Here is a 14,587-nt window from a genome sequence, read left to right on the forward strand (position 1 = left end):
ACCACGGGTATATCCGAGGGAGGAAATCTCATGAAACAGGTTAAACTACAGGTCACAGGCATGTCCTGCGGTCACTGCGTCGATGCCGTTGAAGGCGCTATGGAGCGAATCGGGGCGAAAGGGACGGTCGATCTGGAAGCCGGGACGGTCCAGGTCGCTTTTGATGAGAGCCGCGTGACATTGGAACAAGTGAAAGAAGCAATCGAAGATCAAGGCTACGACGTCGTGTGAAGAAGATTCAGCCGCTTATAGCGGCTATCCTTTTATTGGAAATATACCCCCTATAGGTATTTGGGAGAGGTGTAACCGATGGAGAAAAAGGCTTCCCTGAAGATCAGCGGCATGACTTGCGCCGCTTGTGCCAACCGGATTGAAAAAGGGTTGAGCAAGGTGGACGGAATCCACTCGGCCCATGTCAACCTTGCCTTGGAACAGGCATCCGTGACCTACGATCCAGAGCGGGCGGATGTATCCGGGATAGAAGAAAAAATTCGGGATCTGGGATACGACACGGTCAAGGAAGAGGTGAATCTCCAGATCGGGGGCATGACCTGTGCCGCTTGTGCCAACCGGATTGAGAAAGGATTAAACCGTCTGAAGGGCGTAAACAACGCCCATGTGAACCTAGCGACCGAGACGGCCCGTGTGGTATTCACCTCCGGGGAAATCACGGCGGATGATTTGATCCGCAAAGTTGAGGAAACAGGGTATACCGCCACCCGCAAGAACGAAGGGCAAAATGATGAGGATCGCCGTCACCGGGCGATTAAAGCCCAGCAACGGAAGTTCGTCATATCGGCGACTCTTTCCCTTCCCCTGTTATGGACGATGGCAGGACACTTCACGTTCACTTCATTCCTGTGGGTGCCGGACCTGTTTATGAATCCATGGTTCCAGTTGCTGCTGGCAACTCCGGTTCAGTTTGTCATCGGCAAGCAATTCTATGTCGGGGCGTACAAGGCACTGAAAAACGGCAGCGCCAACATGGATGTTCTGGTCGCACTGGGAACATCCGCGGCTTACTTTTACAGCTTGTACCTCATGCTCCGCGACGCGGGACATGGGGGCCACATGCCGGAACTGTACTTCGAAACGAGTGCCATCTTGATCACGTTGATCCTGCTCGGGAAGTTGTTCGAAGCGAAAGCGAAGGGACGGACTTCCGAAGCGATCAAAAAACTGATGGGGCTTCGGGCCAAGACCGCGTTGGTGATCCGGGAAGGAGAAGAAGTCACCGTCCCGGTGGAAGAAGTGATCGTCGGGGACGTGGTGATCGTCAAGCCCGGTGAAAAAGTGCCTGTGGACGGAGACGTGTTGGAAGGTTCTTCGGCGGTGGATGAGTCGATGTTGACCGGTGAAAGCCTCCCCGTGGAAAAAGGGGCCGGGGACCGTGTGATCGGTGCGACCGTCAATGGTCACGGCGTGCTGCGTATCCGAGCCGACAAGGTGGGCAAAGAGACCGCCCTCGCCCAGATCATCCGGGTGGTGGAAGAGGCCCAGGGCTCCAAAGCCCCGATCCAGCGGATCGCCGATCGCATCTCCGGCATCTTCGTACCCGTTGTGGTGGGGATTGCCTTGGTGACGTTCCTGATCTGGTTCTTCGTTGCCAACCCCGGCGACTTCGCCTCCGCCCTTGAAAAAGCGATCGCCGTCCTGGTCATCGCCTGCCCCTGTGCACTGGGTCTGGCGACGCCGACCTCGATCATGGCGGGGTCCGGTCGGGCCGCAGAGCTCGGAGTCCTGTTCAAGGGTGGAGAGCACCTGGAAACAACCCACCGGGTCGATGTGGTGGTCCTGGACAAAACGGGGACGGTGACCAAGGGCGAACCGGAGTTGACTGATGTGCATCCCTTGGACATGGAAGAAAAAGAGCTCCTCCGCTTGGTGGGTTCGGCGGAAAGAAATTCGGAGCACCCCTTGGCGGAAGCGATCGTGGCCGGGGTCAAGGACCGCGGGATTGAAGTTGCATCGCCTGAAGAGTTTGAAGCCATCCCGGGGTACGGAATCCGCTCCGTCATCAACGGGCGCGAGGTGCTCGTCGGAACCCGTCGCTTGATGAACCGGTACGATGTGGACGGGAGTCAGGCGATCGAGGCGATGAACCGCTTGGAAGAGGAAGGGAAGACCGCGATGCTGGCAGCGGTGGATGGGCGGCTTGCCGGGGTTATCGCCGTCGCCGACACGATCAAGGAAACGTCCAGAGAAGCGATTCGACGCTTGCGGGACATGGGGCTGGACGTGGTGTTGCTGACGGGAGACAACGAGCGGACGGCCCGGGCCATCGCCCGGGAAGCGGGTGTGGATCATGTGATCGCCGAAGTGTTGCCGGAAGAGAAGGCGGAGGAAGTGAAAAAATTGCAGGCGGCGGGTCGTCGGGTGGCGATGGTCGGTGACGGGATTAACGATGCTCCGGCCTTGGCGACGGCTGACATCGGGATGGCGATCGGCACCGGGACGGATGTGGCCATGGAAGCGGCGGACGTCACCCTGATGCGGGGGGATCTGAACGGTATTTCCGATGGGATCGCCATGAGCCGGAAGACGGTGCGAAACATCCATCAAAACCTGTTCTGGGCACTGGCGTATAACGTAATCGGCATCCCGGTGGCTGCATTCGGTTTCCTGGCTCCCTGGCTGGCCGGAGCGGCGATGGCTTTCAGCTCGGTCTCCGTCGTGCTCAACGCTCTGCGATTGCAACGGGTCAAGCTGAAGTGACCCTGGAAGCTGAGGGAGGATGGCCATGGAGTTGACGGGGGTGAAGGTTCATTTGCTGCTGTGCAACGGAGCCAGCTGCACCCGGAATGGAGCTGAGGAGGTCACCAAGGCCATCCGGCAGGAAATTCAACACTTGGATCTGGGAAAAGAAGTGCATACCACCAAGACCTTCTGCAACGGAAGGTGCAAGTACGGTCCGATCGTGGTGAAATATCCGGCGGGTGAGTGGTACCAACAGATGGATGCCGGGCGGGGCAAAGAGCTGGTAAGAAAGTTGAGCCAACCGGGCATGGAATCCCCAGTCCCATCCTACATTTTTAAAACCAGCGGTTTCTTTGCGAACAATGGATCAACCGCAAGGTATAATGAAGACAGGGAAAGGGGTGAATCCCATGGAGATTGTAAAATCGGAGCTGAATCCCGTGGAAAAGAAGGATGAGGGTTGCAGTGATGGCCAAGAAGCGAGAAAAAGCCACCATTCCGACCGGGTAAAAAACACCCTCGCTTCCCGGTTGAACCGCATCGAAGGGCAAATCCGCGGAGTTCGCCGTCTGATTGAGAACGACACCTACTGCGATGATGTGTTGACCCAGATCGCCGCCGTTCAGTCGGCCCTGAACAGCGTCAGTCGGATTCTCCTGGAAGGGCATATGAAAAGCTGCGTTGTCGAACGGATCCGGGAAGGGGACGAGGAAGTCATCGATGAACTGATGGTAACAGTCAACAGACTGATGAAGAAATAATACCCCTTCACAAAAGGGGGATCCCCTCATCACAAGGTGAAGTCATCCGAGATCGCCGAAACCTAGGTATCGGTTCAGGGGTTCACCCGTCAACCAGGAAGAACTGACCTTTTCCGTGATCCCGAACTGTGACCGGGCAGGTACCCAGGCTTATGTCGGTGGGGTCCATTCCCGGTTCATTTTTTTCCATCCGGTCGGAATAGACAAAGGTGACCGGACAAATGGATGTAGGATAAATCGAGACATACGTCAACGGTGTGTTCCAAGTAAAGGAAACCGCAACGATGGTGGTGGATGATAGTAGTCAGTGTCCTGTTGCTGTCAGCTTGCGGTCAGGATTCCTCCTTTTCTGAAAAGCATATCCATGGGTTCGCCTACTCAGCGAACGGAAACCAATTGCTGATTGCCACCCATGACGGATTGTATTCCTATCGAAAGGGCCAATGGACAGGGCCGATCGGAGAGGCCAATGATTTGATGGGGTTTTCCCTAGCCCAAAAGGGTATCTTTAGCAGTGGGCATCCTCCGGAAGGGTCCAGTCGACCCAACCCGTGGGGATTGATCAAAAGCACGGATGAAGGGAAGACATGGAAGACCATCGATTTTGAAGGACAATCTGATTTTTACCAAATGACAGCCGGCTTGCAAACCGGCGCCCTCGGAACACCGGTACCTAGATTAAAGGGCACCGGTGTTCTTGCAAAGAAGGTTGTTTCAGTTCCTGCGTGCCACAATGCAGACGGCGGCTACAGGTTTAAATTCTTTCAATTCTGTTGAGACCTCTGTAAATCCAGCCTGTTGGAGTATGGTACTCAACTTTTCAGCATAGTTAACAGCGTCCTCTTTCGTGGCCCCTTTATAGAGGGGTTGGTAGGTTGTTGCTATTGTTCCCCCTGGCTTTAATAATGAATACAGTTTTCGGAATGTTGCCTGTTGATCAGACCAGAACATAACGGAATTAACAGCATAAATTTTATCAAAGGGTTCATCAGATATTGGCAAGTCCTCAATTGCGGAGATTTGCAATTCTACTTTTCCCTCTCGAATGGCCTTTCGATTTCGTCGCATGGCTTGTTTGTACATGGTGTTAGAATGATCGATTCCGGTCACCTTACCTTGTTGAATCATCTGACTGCATTGATGAATACCAATTCCCGGTCCATATCCAATCTCAAGCACTCGGTCATCTTCTTGAATATCCAAGAAGGACAGTGTCCAGGTGTTTCTGGGTCCGGTGCCGAGCGCCATAATATTTCCGGCCACATGTCCCCAGAAACCCACCGGATGTTGAAATTGTTTAGCAAAATTTTTAATCCAACTTATGATTCTCCACACCTTTCGGTAGCTTAGAAACAAGTGAACCTCCCTCCACCTAAAGAGGTGGGAGCTTCAGGGAGTGGTATTCAGGCTATTCCCATTGTATTACAAAATGCGAGTTATGGGACCTGCTGTTCTGGAATATAGCACAGCGCTGTACAACAAAAGACCCGTGTGTCAAATTCACACGGGTCTAAACGTATATCTAAATCAATGTCCGCCGTGGCCGCCGCCGCTTTCCGGGACGATCTCCAGCATCTGGTCAATCATTCCTTGTGTAGTAAAGGAAATTGTTTTTTCCGAACCAATGACAAACGCATGGTTGTACGGTCCGACGGTGGGGTCGTCCTTGAATTTGGGTTGCAGGCTCATCAGATAATGGTGCATGGGTTCCGACAGTTTTTCCTGATCCAGGAGAAGCATTGGGGCGTGTTTGCCCATGTGGGAGAAGGGTGCGCTGGCAATCGCCGATTCCACGTGATCCGTCCGGTTGAAGGTCAGGCCGTGGCCCGGGTTGGTAACTCCCCAGCCGAATTTCGTGGATTTGTCCTTGTATTTGGCGAAGGCGATGGCGTTCTCTTCCGGAGTATTGCCACTGATGCGTTTTACTTTGCCATATTGTTTTAATTCTTTTTCGACGGAAGCGGAGACAGCGGACTCCGGGCCGAGGATGTAGATGTTGGGCTTATCTTTCCGTTTTTTCAGCGCATCGACGGTCTCTTTGGGAACTTCGTCCTTGCCGACATACAGAAGCGGTTCCGGCATATGAGCAATCCAGTTGGCTGCGGGAAGAGTATACTCCGGTGCGTCCATGGATCCGACGATCACGCTCTGCGGCAGATCACCGCTCGCCTTGGCATAGTAGGCATCCACCTCGGCGGCTGTGTCCGCCGGATTTTTCCCTTGAACTGCATCCACTTTCAGACCCTCGTCCTCCAACTGCTTGCCGACGCCGTCGGAGAAGTCGCCGGTCAACACAACCTGAATCCCCTGGTTCTTCTTGCTTCCCTTCGGATTGAGTCGCTTCAACTCGTCCATGGTTGCCTTGGGGATGCGGTTTTTCTCGGCATAGAGCAACGGTCCGTCGTTGGGGTGGTGAACCAGAGTCACTGCTGGGAGGTTCGTTTGCCAGTCGCCCTTTACCCCGAGCAGGATGGTCCCCGGCCGGTTGCCCTCATGGGAAGCGGGCCAGATGAGCTGGGAGGTTTCCACTGCAACGTTCACCGGGTCGTCCTGATCGATGCGGGTGACGTTCTTCATATCCAGGGACAGTCGGTTTTGATTGCCGCCCTTGTTTACTTTCTGATCCATCATCGACATGTCGCCCATGTCTGAGGATCCATCTTTTTTGCCATGATCCATGTTCATGCTTTTGTGGTCCATGCTATTATTTCCAGCCATGGAACATCCGGTAAAGATCAGGGTGAAGATGAGAACGGCACCGATGGCCATGGATCTTCTCTTTCTCATAGGAATCGCCTCGCTCGTATGGGGTGATACGGTTATGGTACCCTTTACTTATGAAGAAGTGATGAAGATCTCGCGGGTAACGGCAAATTACCCCTTTGGCTCGGCACGTGGACATGGACGGACGTCCTTGTTTCCATTGATCTTATTAGGTTCTACATAACCGGCACTTATGATGGTGGTGATCAATCCAAATAAACTCAGTAAAAGGGTGAACATCATGAAACATTGATGGTCGATCAGGACGCCATCTTGCGGCAGGAGTGCTGGAACGGTTGGCGGTCGTGATGTTTAATCGAGCGGATAGGGTTAGCGATCATAAAAAACGGGGAATCCCTTTTGAGGGTTTCTACCGGGGGAGGTGCGATGGATGGGTGAACGGTTCGCTACTGTATACGATGCCATGATGGCACCTTTGGAACGTAGTCGTTTCGCGAAGGTGCGGGGTAGCCTGGTGGGCGATTTGGAAGGTCACGTACTGGAAGTTGGTTCGGGTACAGGATTGAATTTTCCCCATTACCGGTCGGCGGATGAGGTGACCGCCTTGGAACCGGAACGTTCTATGAGCGAGAAGTCATTGACCCGGATCCGGTCAGCCCGGGTTCCGATTCGGATCGTGACGGCGGGGGCGGAAGAGATGCCTTTCCAGGATCAAGCATTCGATGCCGTGATCGGAACCTTGGTGTTGTGCACCATCCCGGAACCGGAACAAGCGCTCCGTGAGGTACGGAGGGTTTGTAAGCCCGGCGGGATCGTGAAATTCTTCGAACACGTCCGGATGCAATATTCCATACCCGCCAAGTTACAGGATTGGTTGACTCCGTTCTGGAAGAGAGTTTGTGACGGGTGTCACTTAAACCGGGATACCTTGGGATTAATTCAGGAATCCGGTCTGCGTATCGAAAAAGTAAGCGGATTTTACGGAGACCTGTTTCAGATGATCGAAGCCATCAATATTCCGGATGACGAGAGTGAATGCGATACCTCGTGAATCACCGCTTGTTGTCCCCGTTTCGATGAATCGATCCCTAGTATTTTAAACGGCAATTGGCCTGTTGTTCCGTACCGCTTTGCTGTGAATCATCCCTTTTTATACTCTTCCCCTGTAATTTCCCCCGTGCATATCGCTCTTTCAGAATTTGCATGGTCCCGGTCAGCAATTTCACGAGTCCATACACTAACAGCCCGAACAGTACCAACCAGAAAATACTGACGAAGAAAATCATACTACCCCATGCTCATCATGCAATGGTACCTCCTGGTTAAATGGATTTTCCTTCTTTCAAAATTTGCTTCCAGTTCTGTCCGCCGTTTTCACTGATAAACACTTGTTTATTAAACGTTGCGATCGCTATGGTATTGGGTTTTTGTGGATGTTGAGCGATAAATTGAACCGCGTCTTCCGGATCGTCCAAAGGTAACTGCATCGCTTCGCTCTTTCGGCTCTTGATATCATATCGGGTTAATATCGGTCGATTCGTGTACACTCCAGCCCAAAGGCGGTTTGGTTGTTTACGGTCAAACAGCAAGGCTGTGACTTGCCGGTCTCCGTCGATCACGGTAACCCGGTTCCCTGGATCCTTCAAAAGGAACAAACCGACGTTCGTACCCAAGGCCACCGTTTTTTCCCGGGTGGGATGGGCTTCCAGAGTCAGTAGCTCTCCTTTCATCCCATCCAACCCTGTGGGTTTCCATGTCTTTCCTCCATCCAAGGAGGCGTGGAAACCTTGGCCCATTTTGGGGTTCGGATGTTCATTCATCACATAGAGAGCTCCGGTTTGATAGCCAGCTGTCATGTGATGAAAATCAGATTGTCCTTCAAAATCGATGGTCTTCCATGTCTTCCCTTCATCCGTGCTTTTGATCAATCCCAACGGGTTGGGTCGACTGGATCCTTCCGGAGGATGTCCGCTGCTGAAGATCCCCTTTTGGGTCAGGGCAAACCCCATCAGATCATGAGCCTCTCCGGTCGGACCTGTCCATTGGCCCTTTTTGTAGGAATACAATCCGTCATGGGTGGCCATCAGTAAGTGGCTCCCCTTTGCTGAGTATGCGAACCCATGGATATGCTCTGCTGAAAAGGAGGAATCCTGGCCGCAAGCCGACAGCAACAGGACACTGGTAACGATGATCCACCACCATCGTTGCGGCTTCCCTGGAGTTTTCATAACGTTCTCTCCTTACCTGGGGACAATCCGTTGTCCGACCATGGGGCACTCAGTAAGCATCGGGGTGAGGATAAGCACTGCCCCGATGGACATATAGTTCTCTTTATCATATGAATCGCCTCGCTCCTTTGGGGTGATAGAGTTATGGTACCCTTCACTTGTGAGGAAGCTATGAAGAAATTGCGGGGAACGGCAAATCACCGTTTCCCGCTCGGTATATGGATATAGATGGACGTCCCCGTTCCAGGCTTACTTTCGATCCGGATGGCACCGGCGTGGGATTCCACCAGCTTTTTCACGATGGTCAGTCCGATTCCGCTCCCTCCGGATTGCCGGTTCCGTGAACGGTCCACCCGGTAAAAACGCTCAAAGACTCGTTGTAGTTCTTCCTGAGGGATGCCTTCCCCGGTGTCCCGTACGGTCAGGATCGCCTCTTGTCCCTTTTGTTCGGTTCGCACCGTGACCTCCCCGCCTTTCGAGGTGAACTTAAGGCAGTTGGAGAGAAGGTTGACGAGCACTTGGGCGATCCGACGGCGATCCACCCATGCATGAACCGGACCGACGCTCTCCGATTTCAACGCGATGCCTTTTTGGTCAAATGAAGCACGCATATTGGTGAGCGTTTGGTCCACGATTGCTGAGAGGTCTTCCTCCTTTTGTTCCAATTCAAACTCGGGTGATTCAAGTAGGGTTAACTGTTCCATGTCCCCCACCAATCCGGTTAGGCGGTCGATTTCATCAGTAACCGCACGGAGGCGCTCGGGAGTCGGTTGCCAGATTCCATCTTCGAAGGCCTCCATGTGGCTTTTCAGAGTAGCCAAGGGTGTCCTCAGTTCATGGGCGACATCGGAGGTCATTTGACGACGAAGGTGTTCTTGGTGTTCCAGCTCCTCGGTCAGATGATTCAGGGCTTGACCCAATTCAGCCAACTCGTCTTTTCCATGTACAGGCACCCGGGTTTGAAAGTGGCCTTTGGTGATGGCTTCGGCTCCTTTCCGCATGTTGACTAGTGGAGTGGTGATCCGACGGGCTATCAGACAGCTGAGGACGATCGCCAAAACCACCGCCCCCAATGCCGTCCATAATATGGACTGGATTAGCGCTTGTTCAAAATGATAAGTGAGGCCCTGAACCGAACCCATGTCCGGAAATTGGCGCTGATAGATGGAAAAGTGGTAGTGGGTCTCCAAGATGAAGACGGTGGTTGCCACCAGAACGACGCCCGCCGCCACTCCGATGAACGCCACCGTCAGCCGAAACTGAAGTTTTTGGTTCATGATTCCCCACCTTCGAACCGGTATCCGAAACCGAACACGGTTTTAAAATATGTCGGGTTTTTGGGATCGGGTTCCACTTTATTCCGCAGGTTTTTTACATGCTGGTCGATCGTACGTTCATCCCCGGAATAATCGAATCCAAACAGCTTTTCCACGAGTTCTTCCCGTGAGAAGGGTCGACCCGGATTGCGGGCGAGGATCTGAATGAGCCGGTACTCGATGGGGGTCAAGTGGACCGGTTGCCCGGCCTTGCAGACGGTTTTTGTCCGGGTGTCCACGATTAGATCCCCATGCTGAAAGGAGACCCGCTCGGCGAGCAAATCATCGGCGGAACGGCGCAGGATGGCTTGTACCCGGGCGACGACTTCACGGGGACTGAAGGGTTTGATCACGTAATCATCCGCTCCAATGGCGAGGCCCTCCAGGCGGTGCCGTTCCTCCACTTTCGCTGTCAGCATCAGGATGGGTACGGCGGATTGTCGGCGAATTTCCCGACAAACCTCTTCACCGGAAAGGTCAGGCAGCATCAGGTCTAAAATAATTAGGTCCACTGCTACTTCACGATGAATGTCAAGGGCTTTTCTCCCCGTTCCCGCTTCCAGGGTACGATATCCTGCATGGGAAAGATAGGAGGAGAGCACTTCACGAATTTTTTTTTCGTCATCGACAATGAGGATGTTTTTCATCAACCATCACCCGCATGAATAGAGATTTTCATTCCTTATTCTACAACAAAGAGTTCAAAGGAATGTGAAGGCTATCGGTCCGTTGTTTGACGAGATAACTGAAAACTCGGGGCTAAACGTTGAATCTAACGAAAGATTTTCAACGGCAGATTCTAATTTGTCTTCGTAGGTTCTACATAACTAGGGCTTATGATGGGAGTGAGCAATAAATGGTTACGTTTGTTGGATGTGACGACTGCTTTGATCCCCAGAAGTGGAACTTAACCTTGTAGAAGGAGGAATGAAACATGAGGAATAAGGGGAAAATCGTGGCGCTATTCACTGCCTTGTCCCTGTTTACTGCCGCCTGTTCGATGCCAGGCGAGATGCAGGGAATGGGAGGGAAAGGCAACCAGGAACACAACGCTTCCGCCATCGAACTGAAAGGGGAAAAGCCTGCCGAGGCGAAGAAGAGTGGAGATACTTTTGAGCTGATGGCGAAAAAAAGCAGTTTGGAAACCGCTAACGGAGAAAAATGGCCGACCTGGAGCTACAACGGATCCTCTCCCGGGCCCACAATTCGGGTAAAGGAAGGGGAAATGGTTCGGGTACGGCTGAAGAATACCCTGCCGGAGCCAGTAACGATCCACTGGCACGGTCTTCCCGTCCCCAATCGGATGGATGGGGTGCCGGGGGTCACCCAGAACTCGGTGGAACCGGGTAAAACCTTCACCTATGAGTTTAAAGCCACTGTTCCCGGCACCTACTGGTACCATTCCCATCAAAAGAGTGCCGATCAGGTAGAGCGGGGGTTGTATGGAACCGTGATCGTCGATCCGAAGAAGGCAGAGAAGGTGGATCGGGATTATACCTTGGTGCTGGACGAATGGAACCGACCGGGGAAAAAGGGCGGTCATGGCGAGATGGGACACGGGGGGGTGATGAATCACCATATGGATTATGATGTTTTCACCATCAACGGAGGAACCTATCCAAATGTACCGCCTATTGAAGTGAACCGAGGGGATCGGGTCAAACTGCGTCTGGTGAATGCCGGATATCAAACCCATCACATTCATGTGCATGGTCATGATGTCAAAGTGACCCACATGGATGGACAGCCCGTCAACCAGCCACCTTCCTTCCGGGATCAGCTGATTCCCGTGTCTCCTGGAGAACGATATGAGGTGGAGTTAATTGCAAACAATCCCGGGAACCATATAGTGGAATCCCATGATTCAGAGTCTGCGGCGGCGGGGATGAAAGTGCCGATCCGTTACCAGGGTGTCTCCAGGGACGGAGTGGACACCGCCGCGGGGCAAATGCAGCTTCCCGTCCTGAATACGGCCCGCTATGGAAAGGAGCAACGGGGCGGATTTAAGGTGGATGATTCCTTTGATGAAGAAATCAAGGCCGATCTGGGGGAAGGTATGGATCATCCCAATATGAAGATGGTTTATACGATCAACGGGAAGACCTTTGACGAGTCGGAACCCTTCCAGGTGAAGAAGGGAGATAAGGTGAAACTCCGTATGGAGAACACCGGCAGGCAAAACCACCCTATGCACCTTCACGGCCATTTCTTCCAAGTCATCCGTAAAAACGGAAAGCCGGTGAACTCCATGCCGATGAAGGATACCTTGAACGTTCGGCCCGGTGAGTCCTATGAGATCGCCTTTGAAGCCGATAACCCGGGGGACTGGATGTTCCACTGTCATGACCTTCACCATGCGGCTGACGGCATGGCCACCCTGTTGAAGTACAAAGGGTACAAGTCCTTCAAGCCGGATCCCAATGCTCCCAATGAACCGGAATAGGGAAACGGAAGGGAAGAACGTGGGTCAACAATAATCAGATTCCCTTATGAGTACGTGTTTTATATGGAAAAGTTATATATAAAAAAAGTCATGTTTTGTTTATTGCTACCTGGCTGAACGGGTAAATCATAAGTGAAGGGAGGATATATGAAATGATGAGTCATGGGTATGGCATGATGGGTGGGGGAATGGGTTTTGGGTTTCTGATCCCCATTGCATTACTGGGTCTGGCTGTTTACTTGGGTGTCCGCTTCGGCATCAGAGATGGGATGAAGCACCGTAAATAGTGTAAAAACTCGTTAGGATCGAAGCGGCTGAGGCTTGTCTGTTGGCGTAAATATAAGGATCCTAAAGAATTAATCAGGGTATGGAGAAGGGAGGAAAATATGAAGCTCAAATTTATTAATGTCCTCCGTTGGAACCGGCGGATCAGTCGTTGTCTTTTTGACTAAGGAAGAACTCCAATGAAACCGCGATTAGCGGTCGACGAACAGGAACTCCATAGAGTCAGTACCGGAAAAATAAACCAGCCCCGGAACTTTCGGATTCTGAGGCTGGCTTGTTTATGTCCTCTTGGTTATTTCTTTATCTTGGATGGCAGGGATTATGATTAAGTATAACCGTCGTAAAATTAGTCTTTTACTTTTTCAGGTGGTGTGCTGAACAATCGCTGTGCTTAGAGGGAGAACCCCTATTGAGACAAAAAATTCGGCTGACTCAACATTGGTGTGTTACTCTCGGAGGACTTTTGGAGCAAAAGCCCGGAATCCTTCGCTAAGGATTCCGGGGTTTTACTTTCTGCGTAGGGTTTTTATGACTTTTGGATACTAAAATCAATCGCTTTGGCTGTGGTATGTGCCATTTCAGATCCCAGGAGTCGATTTACAACATGAAGGGCCATGTTAATACCGGAAGATACGCCTCCCGATGTAATAATCTTTCCATCATCCACAAACTTTACGTTCTTTACGATTTCAACATCGGGAAATTGTCGCTCGAAGTGATCATATGCTCCCCAATGGGTTGTCGCCTTTTTACCCGATAGTAATCCAGCTTTGGCTAAAAAGAACGCTCCTGAACAAACAGAGGTCATTAGTTCCACTTCTTCCATGTGCTTCGAAATCCATTCTAATAGATTTCGATTTTGGAGGGCATGGTGAAGAGGTTCTAAAGGAGAGCCGGGAATCACTAATATGTCAAATCGTGGTGCGTTTTTGAAGCTAAAATCAGGTTGAAAAGTTAATCCATGGTTAGCCCTTATTGGTTGTCCTGTTTCGGAGACTGTGGATACTAAAAATGGCTGATCTTCTTGTGTATCGCGACCTACAAGGAATTTTTTGAGATCCTCTTTTTGATACGCGGTGTATGTAAAGACCTCATAAGGACCAGCAAAGTCCATGACGTCCACACGATCAAAAAGTAAAATACCAACCTTCCATTGTGATTTGTTCACTTTATTCAACCTCTCTCCTCATAAATTAGTACCTGGTACTAATTTATTTTACACCAAAGTCCAATGTTCCTGCATTCCATTTACAAGTTTTTTTTGTCACTCTGGAGTCCACATTAGTTGCTGTTACGCTGACGGGGTGTTTTGTCATTCCTTATCCTTACAAATTTGTTTTGGATGGCTGTAAGAAAGCAGCGCAATCGGATCGGTACGGTGACACCTAGTACCGGATCGATGGTACCGGATGGTGGTATCGGGGTGGTGGTGGTCTTGGTGAAAGTTGCCGGTAGCAGATAATTGAGGTGAAATGAGAAAAGCCGGGAGGGATCACCTTGCCCGGTTCTTTATTTGTCAGCAAGTTCAGTGTATAACCATAAGTCTGCCAAACCGGAAAAGACCACCCGATTCAGGGCAGCCTTATGGTAAAATAGACCATGGTAGTAGCCAAGGGCGGGCGGCCACACCGACCCTCGATAGAGAGGGGGTGAGGCCATGGAGCTTCTTAGCCTGATCGTAAAGACGGCTGGTGTTGTTGTTCAAGCATTAGCGGTCTATGTTGCGTATCGGGCACTTAACAAGAAGTAACCCGCCCCTCGGCAAAGGTATGCGGGTTACTTCTCCCGTAAGACTGTGGCCGCCTGTCCGCGGCAGCTACCCGGCGGCGGGGATGACCCTGCCGCCGTTACTATTTCTATCCATAGAATAGCACAGATATGCGTTTTTCGTCTAGTTTCCAACTGGAAGTTCTTGCCGCAGATGGCCGTAGACTGTGCTTTTCATTTTGCAACCCAAATTGCAACCATTGCAACCATGACGAACTGAACTTGCATAAACTTACTGACTTAAAACCCTTATAAAACAAGCGTTATGAACTTCGGTGAACTTATATAGGGTGGGCGGAAACAATCTCGAAAACCGTTGTGCGGGTTCTCCCCGTACCGTGGGTTCGAATCCCACCCTCTCCGCCA

Annotated in this window: 13 protein-coding genes; 7 read left to right on the forward strand and 6 right to left on the reverse strand. The window is 51.6% G+C overall.

Going from position 1 to position 14,587, the window contains the following annotated elements:
• Positions 1-30 precede the first annotated feature (30 nt).
• From IEV46_RS16460 to IEV46_RS16475, 4 genes are all read left to right on the forward strand, one after another.
• Positions 31-231, forward strand: coding sequence for a copper ion binding protein (locus IEV46_RS16460; RefSeq protein ID WP_040387554.1), 201 nt, complete (start codon positions 31-33; stop codon positions 229-231).
• A 78-nt stretch (positions 232-309) separates the two neighbouring features.
• Positions 310-2,715, forward strand: coding sequence for a heavy metal translocating P-type ATPase (locus IEV46_RS16465; protein ID WP_009710688.1), 2,406 nt, complete (start codon positions 310-312; stop codon positions 2,713-2,715).
• A 25-nt stretch (positions 2,716-2,740) separates the two neighbouring features.
• The gene (locus IEV46_RS16470; RefSeq protein WP_052528796.1) at positions 2,741-3,154 is read left to right on the forward strand and encodes a (2Fe-2S) ferredoxin domain-containing protein; all 414 of its coding nucleotides are present in this window, start codon (positions 2,741-2,743) and stop codon (positions 3,152-3,154) included.
• Positions 3,108-3,458 carry a metal-sensitive transcriptional regulator gene (locus tag IEV46_RS16475; RefSeq protein ID WP_009710690.1) on the forward strand — a complete coding sequence of 117 codons (351 nt, stop codon included), beginning with the start codon at positions 3,108-3,110 and terminating at the stop codon, positions 3,456-3,458. Before IEV46_RS16470 ends, IEV46_RS16475 begins: the two co-directional genes overlap by 47 nt.
• 714 nt (positions 3,459-4,172) lie before the next feature.
• Here IEV46_RS16475 and IEV46_RS16480 read toward each other — a convergent pair.
• Together IEV46_RS16480 and IEV46_RS16485 are read right to left on the reverse strand one after the other, a co-directional pair.
• Entirely contained in the window at positions 4,173-4,814 is a 642-nt protein-coding gene (locus IEV46_RS16480) for a class I SAM-dependent methyltransferase (RefSeq protein WP_009710692.1), read from the reverse strand.
• 171 nt (positions 4,815-4,985) lie between these two features.
• Positions 4,986-6,245 (reverse strand): cell wall-binding repeat-containing protein, encoded by a 1,260-nt coding sequence (locus IEV46_RS16485; protein WP_052528797.1) that lies wholly within the window; start codon positions 6,243-6,245, stop codon positions 4,986-4,988.
• 367 nt (positions 6,246-6,612) lie between these two features.
• On the opposite strand from IEV46_RS16485, the gene IEV46_RS16490 reads away from it, so the two are divergent.
• Positions 6,613-7,233 (forward strand): class I SAM-dependent methyltransferase, encoded by a 621-nt coding sequence (locus IEV46_RS16490; protein WP_009710694.1) that lies wholly within the window; start codon positions 6,613-6,615, stop codon positions 7,231-7,233.
• Between the two features lie 271 nt (positions 7,234-7,504).
• On the opposite strand, the gene IEV46_RS16495 is transcribed toward IEV46_RS16490, so the two are convergent.
• From IEV46_RS16495 to IEV46_RS16505, 3 genes are all read right to left on the reverse strand, one after another.
• The gene (locus IEV46_RS16495) at positions 7,505-8,410 is read right to left on the reverse strand and encodes a F510_1955 family glycosylhydrolase (RefSeq protein WP_009710696.1); all 906 of its coding nucleotides are present in this window, start codon (positions 8,408-8,410) and stop codon (positions 7,505-7,507) included.
• 197 nt (positions 8,411-8,607) lie between these two features.
• Complete coding sequence (locus tag IEV46_RS16500; protein WP_009710697.1) at positions 8,608-9,687, reverse strand: sensor histidine kinase; 1,080 nt, start codon at positions 9,685-9,687, stop codon at positions 8,608-8,610.
• Positions 9,684-10,373, reverse strand: coding sequence for a response regulator transcription factor (locus IEV46_RS16505; RefSeq protein ID WP_009710698.1), 690 nt, complete (start codon positions 10,371-10,373; stop codon positions 9,684-9,686). Before IEV46_RS16505 ends, IEV46_RS16500 begins: the two co-directional genes overlap by 4 nt.
• 287 nt (positions 10,374-10,660) lie before the next feature.
• Between IEV46_RS16505 and IEV46_RS16510 the strand changes: the two genes are divergently transcribed.
• Both IEV46_RS16510 and IEV46_RS18410 read left to right on the forward strand, forming a co-directional pair.
• Positions 10,661-12,169 (forward strand): multicopper oxidase family protein, encoded by a 1,509-nt coding sequence (locus tag IEV46_RS16510; RefSeq protein ID WP_009710699.1) that lies wholly within the window; start codon positions 10,661-10,663, stop codon positions 12,167-12,169.
• Positions 12,170-12,324: 155 nt separating this feature from the next.
• Positions 12,325-12,456 carry a hypothetical protein gene (locus IEV46_RS18410; RefSeq protein ID WP_268235928.1) on the forward strand — a complete coding sequence of 44 codons (132 nt, stop codon included), beginning with the start codon at positions 12,325-12,327 and terminating at the stop codon, positions 12,454-12,456.
• A 524-nt stretch (positions 12,457-12,980) separates the two neighbouring features.
• On the opposite strand, the gene IEV46_RS16515 is transcribed toward IEV46_RS18410, so the two are convergent.
• A complete protein-coding gene (locus tag IEV46_RS16515; RefSeq protein WP_009710701.1) occupies positions 12,981-13,622 on the reverse strand; it encodes a DJ-1/PfpI family protein in 642 nt (213 codons plus the stop codon).
• Between the last annotated feature and the right edge of the window lie 965 nt (positions 13,623-14,587).

It is taken from the genome of Kroppenstedtia guangzhouensis (assembly GCF_014637345.1).
Lineage (GTDB): Bacteria > Bacillota > Bacilli > Thermoactinomycetales > DSM-45169 > Kroppenstedtia > Kroppenstedtia guangzhouensis.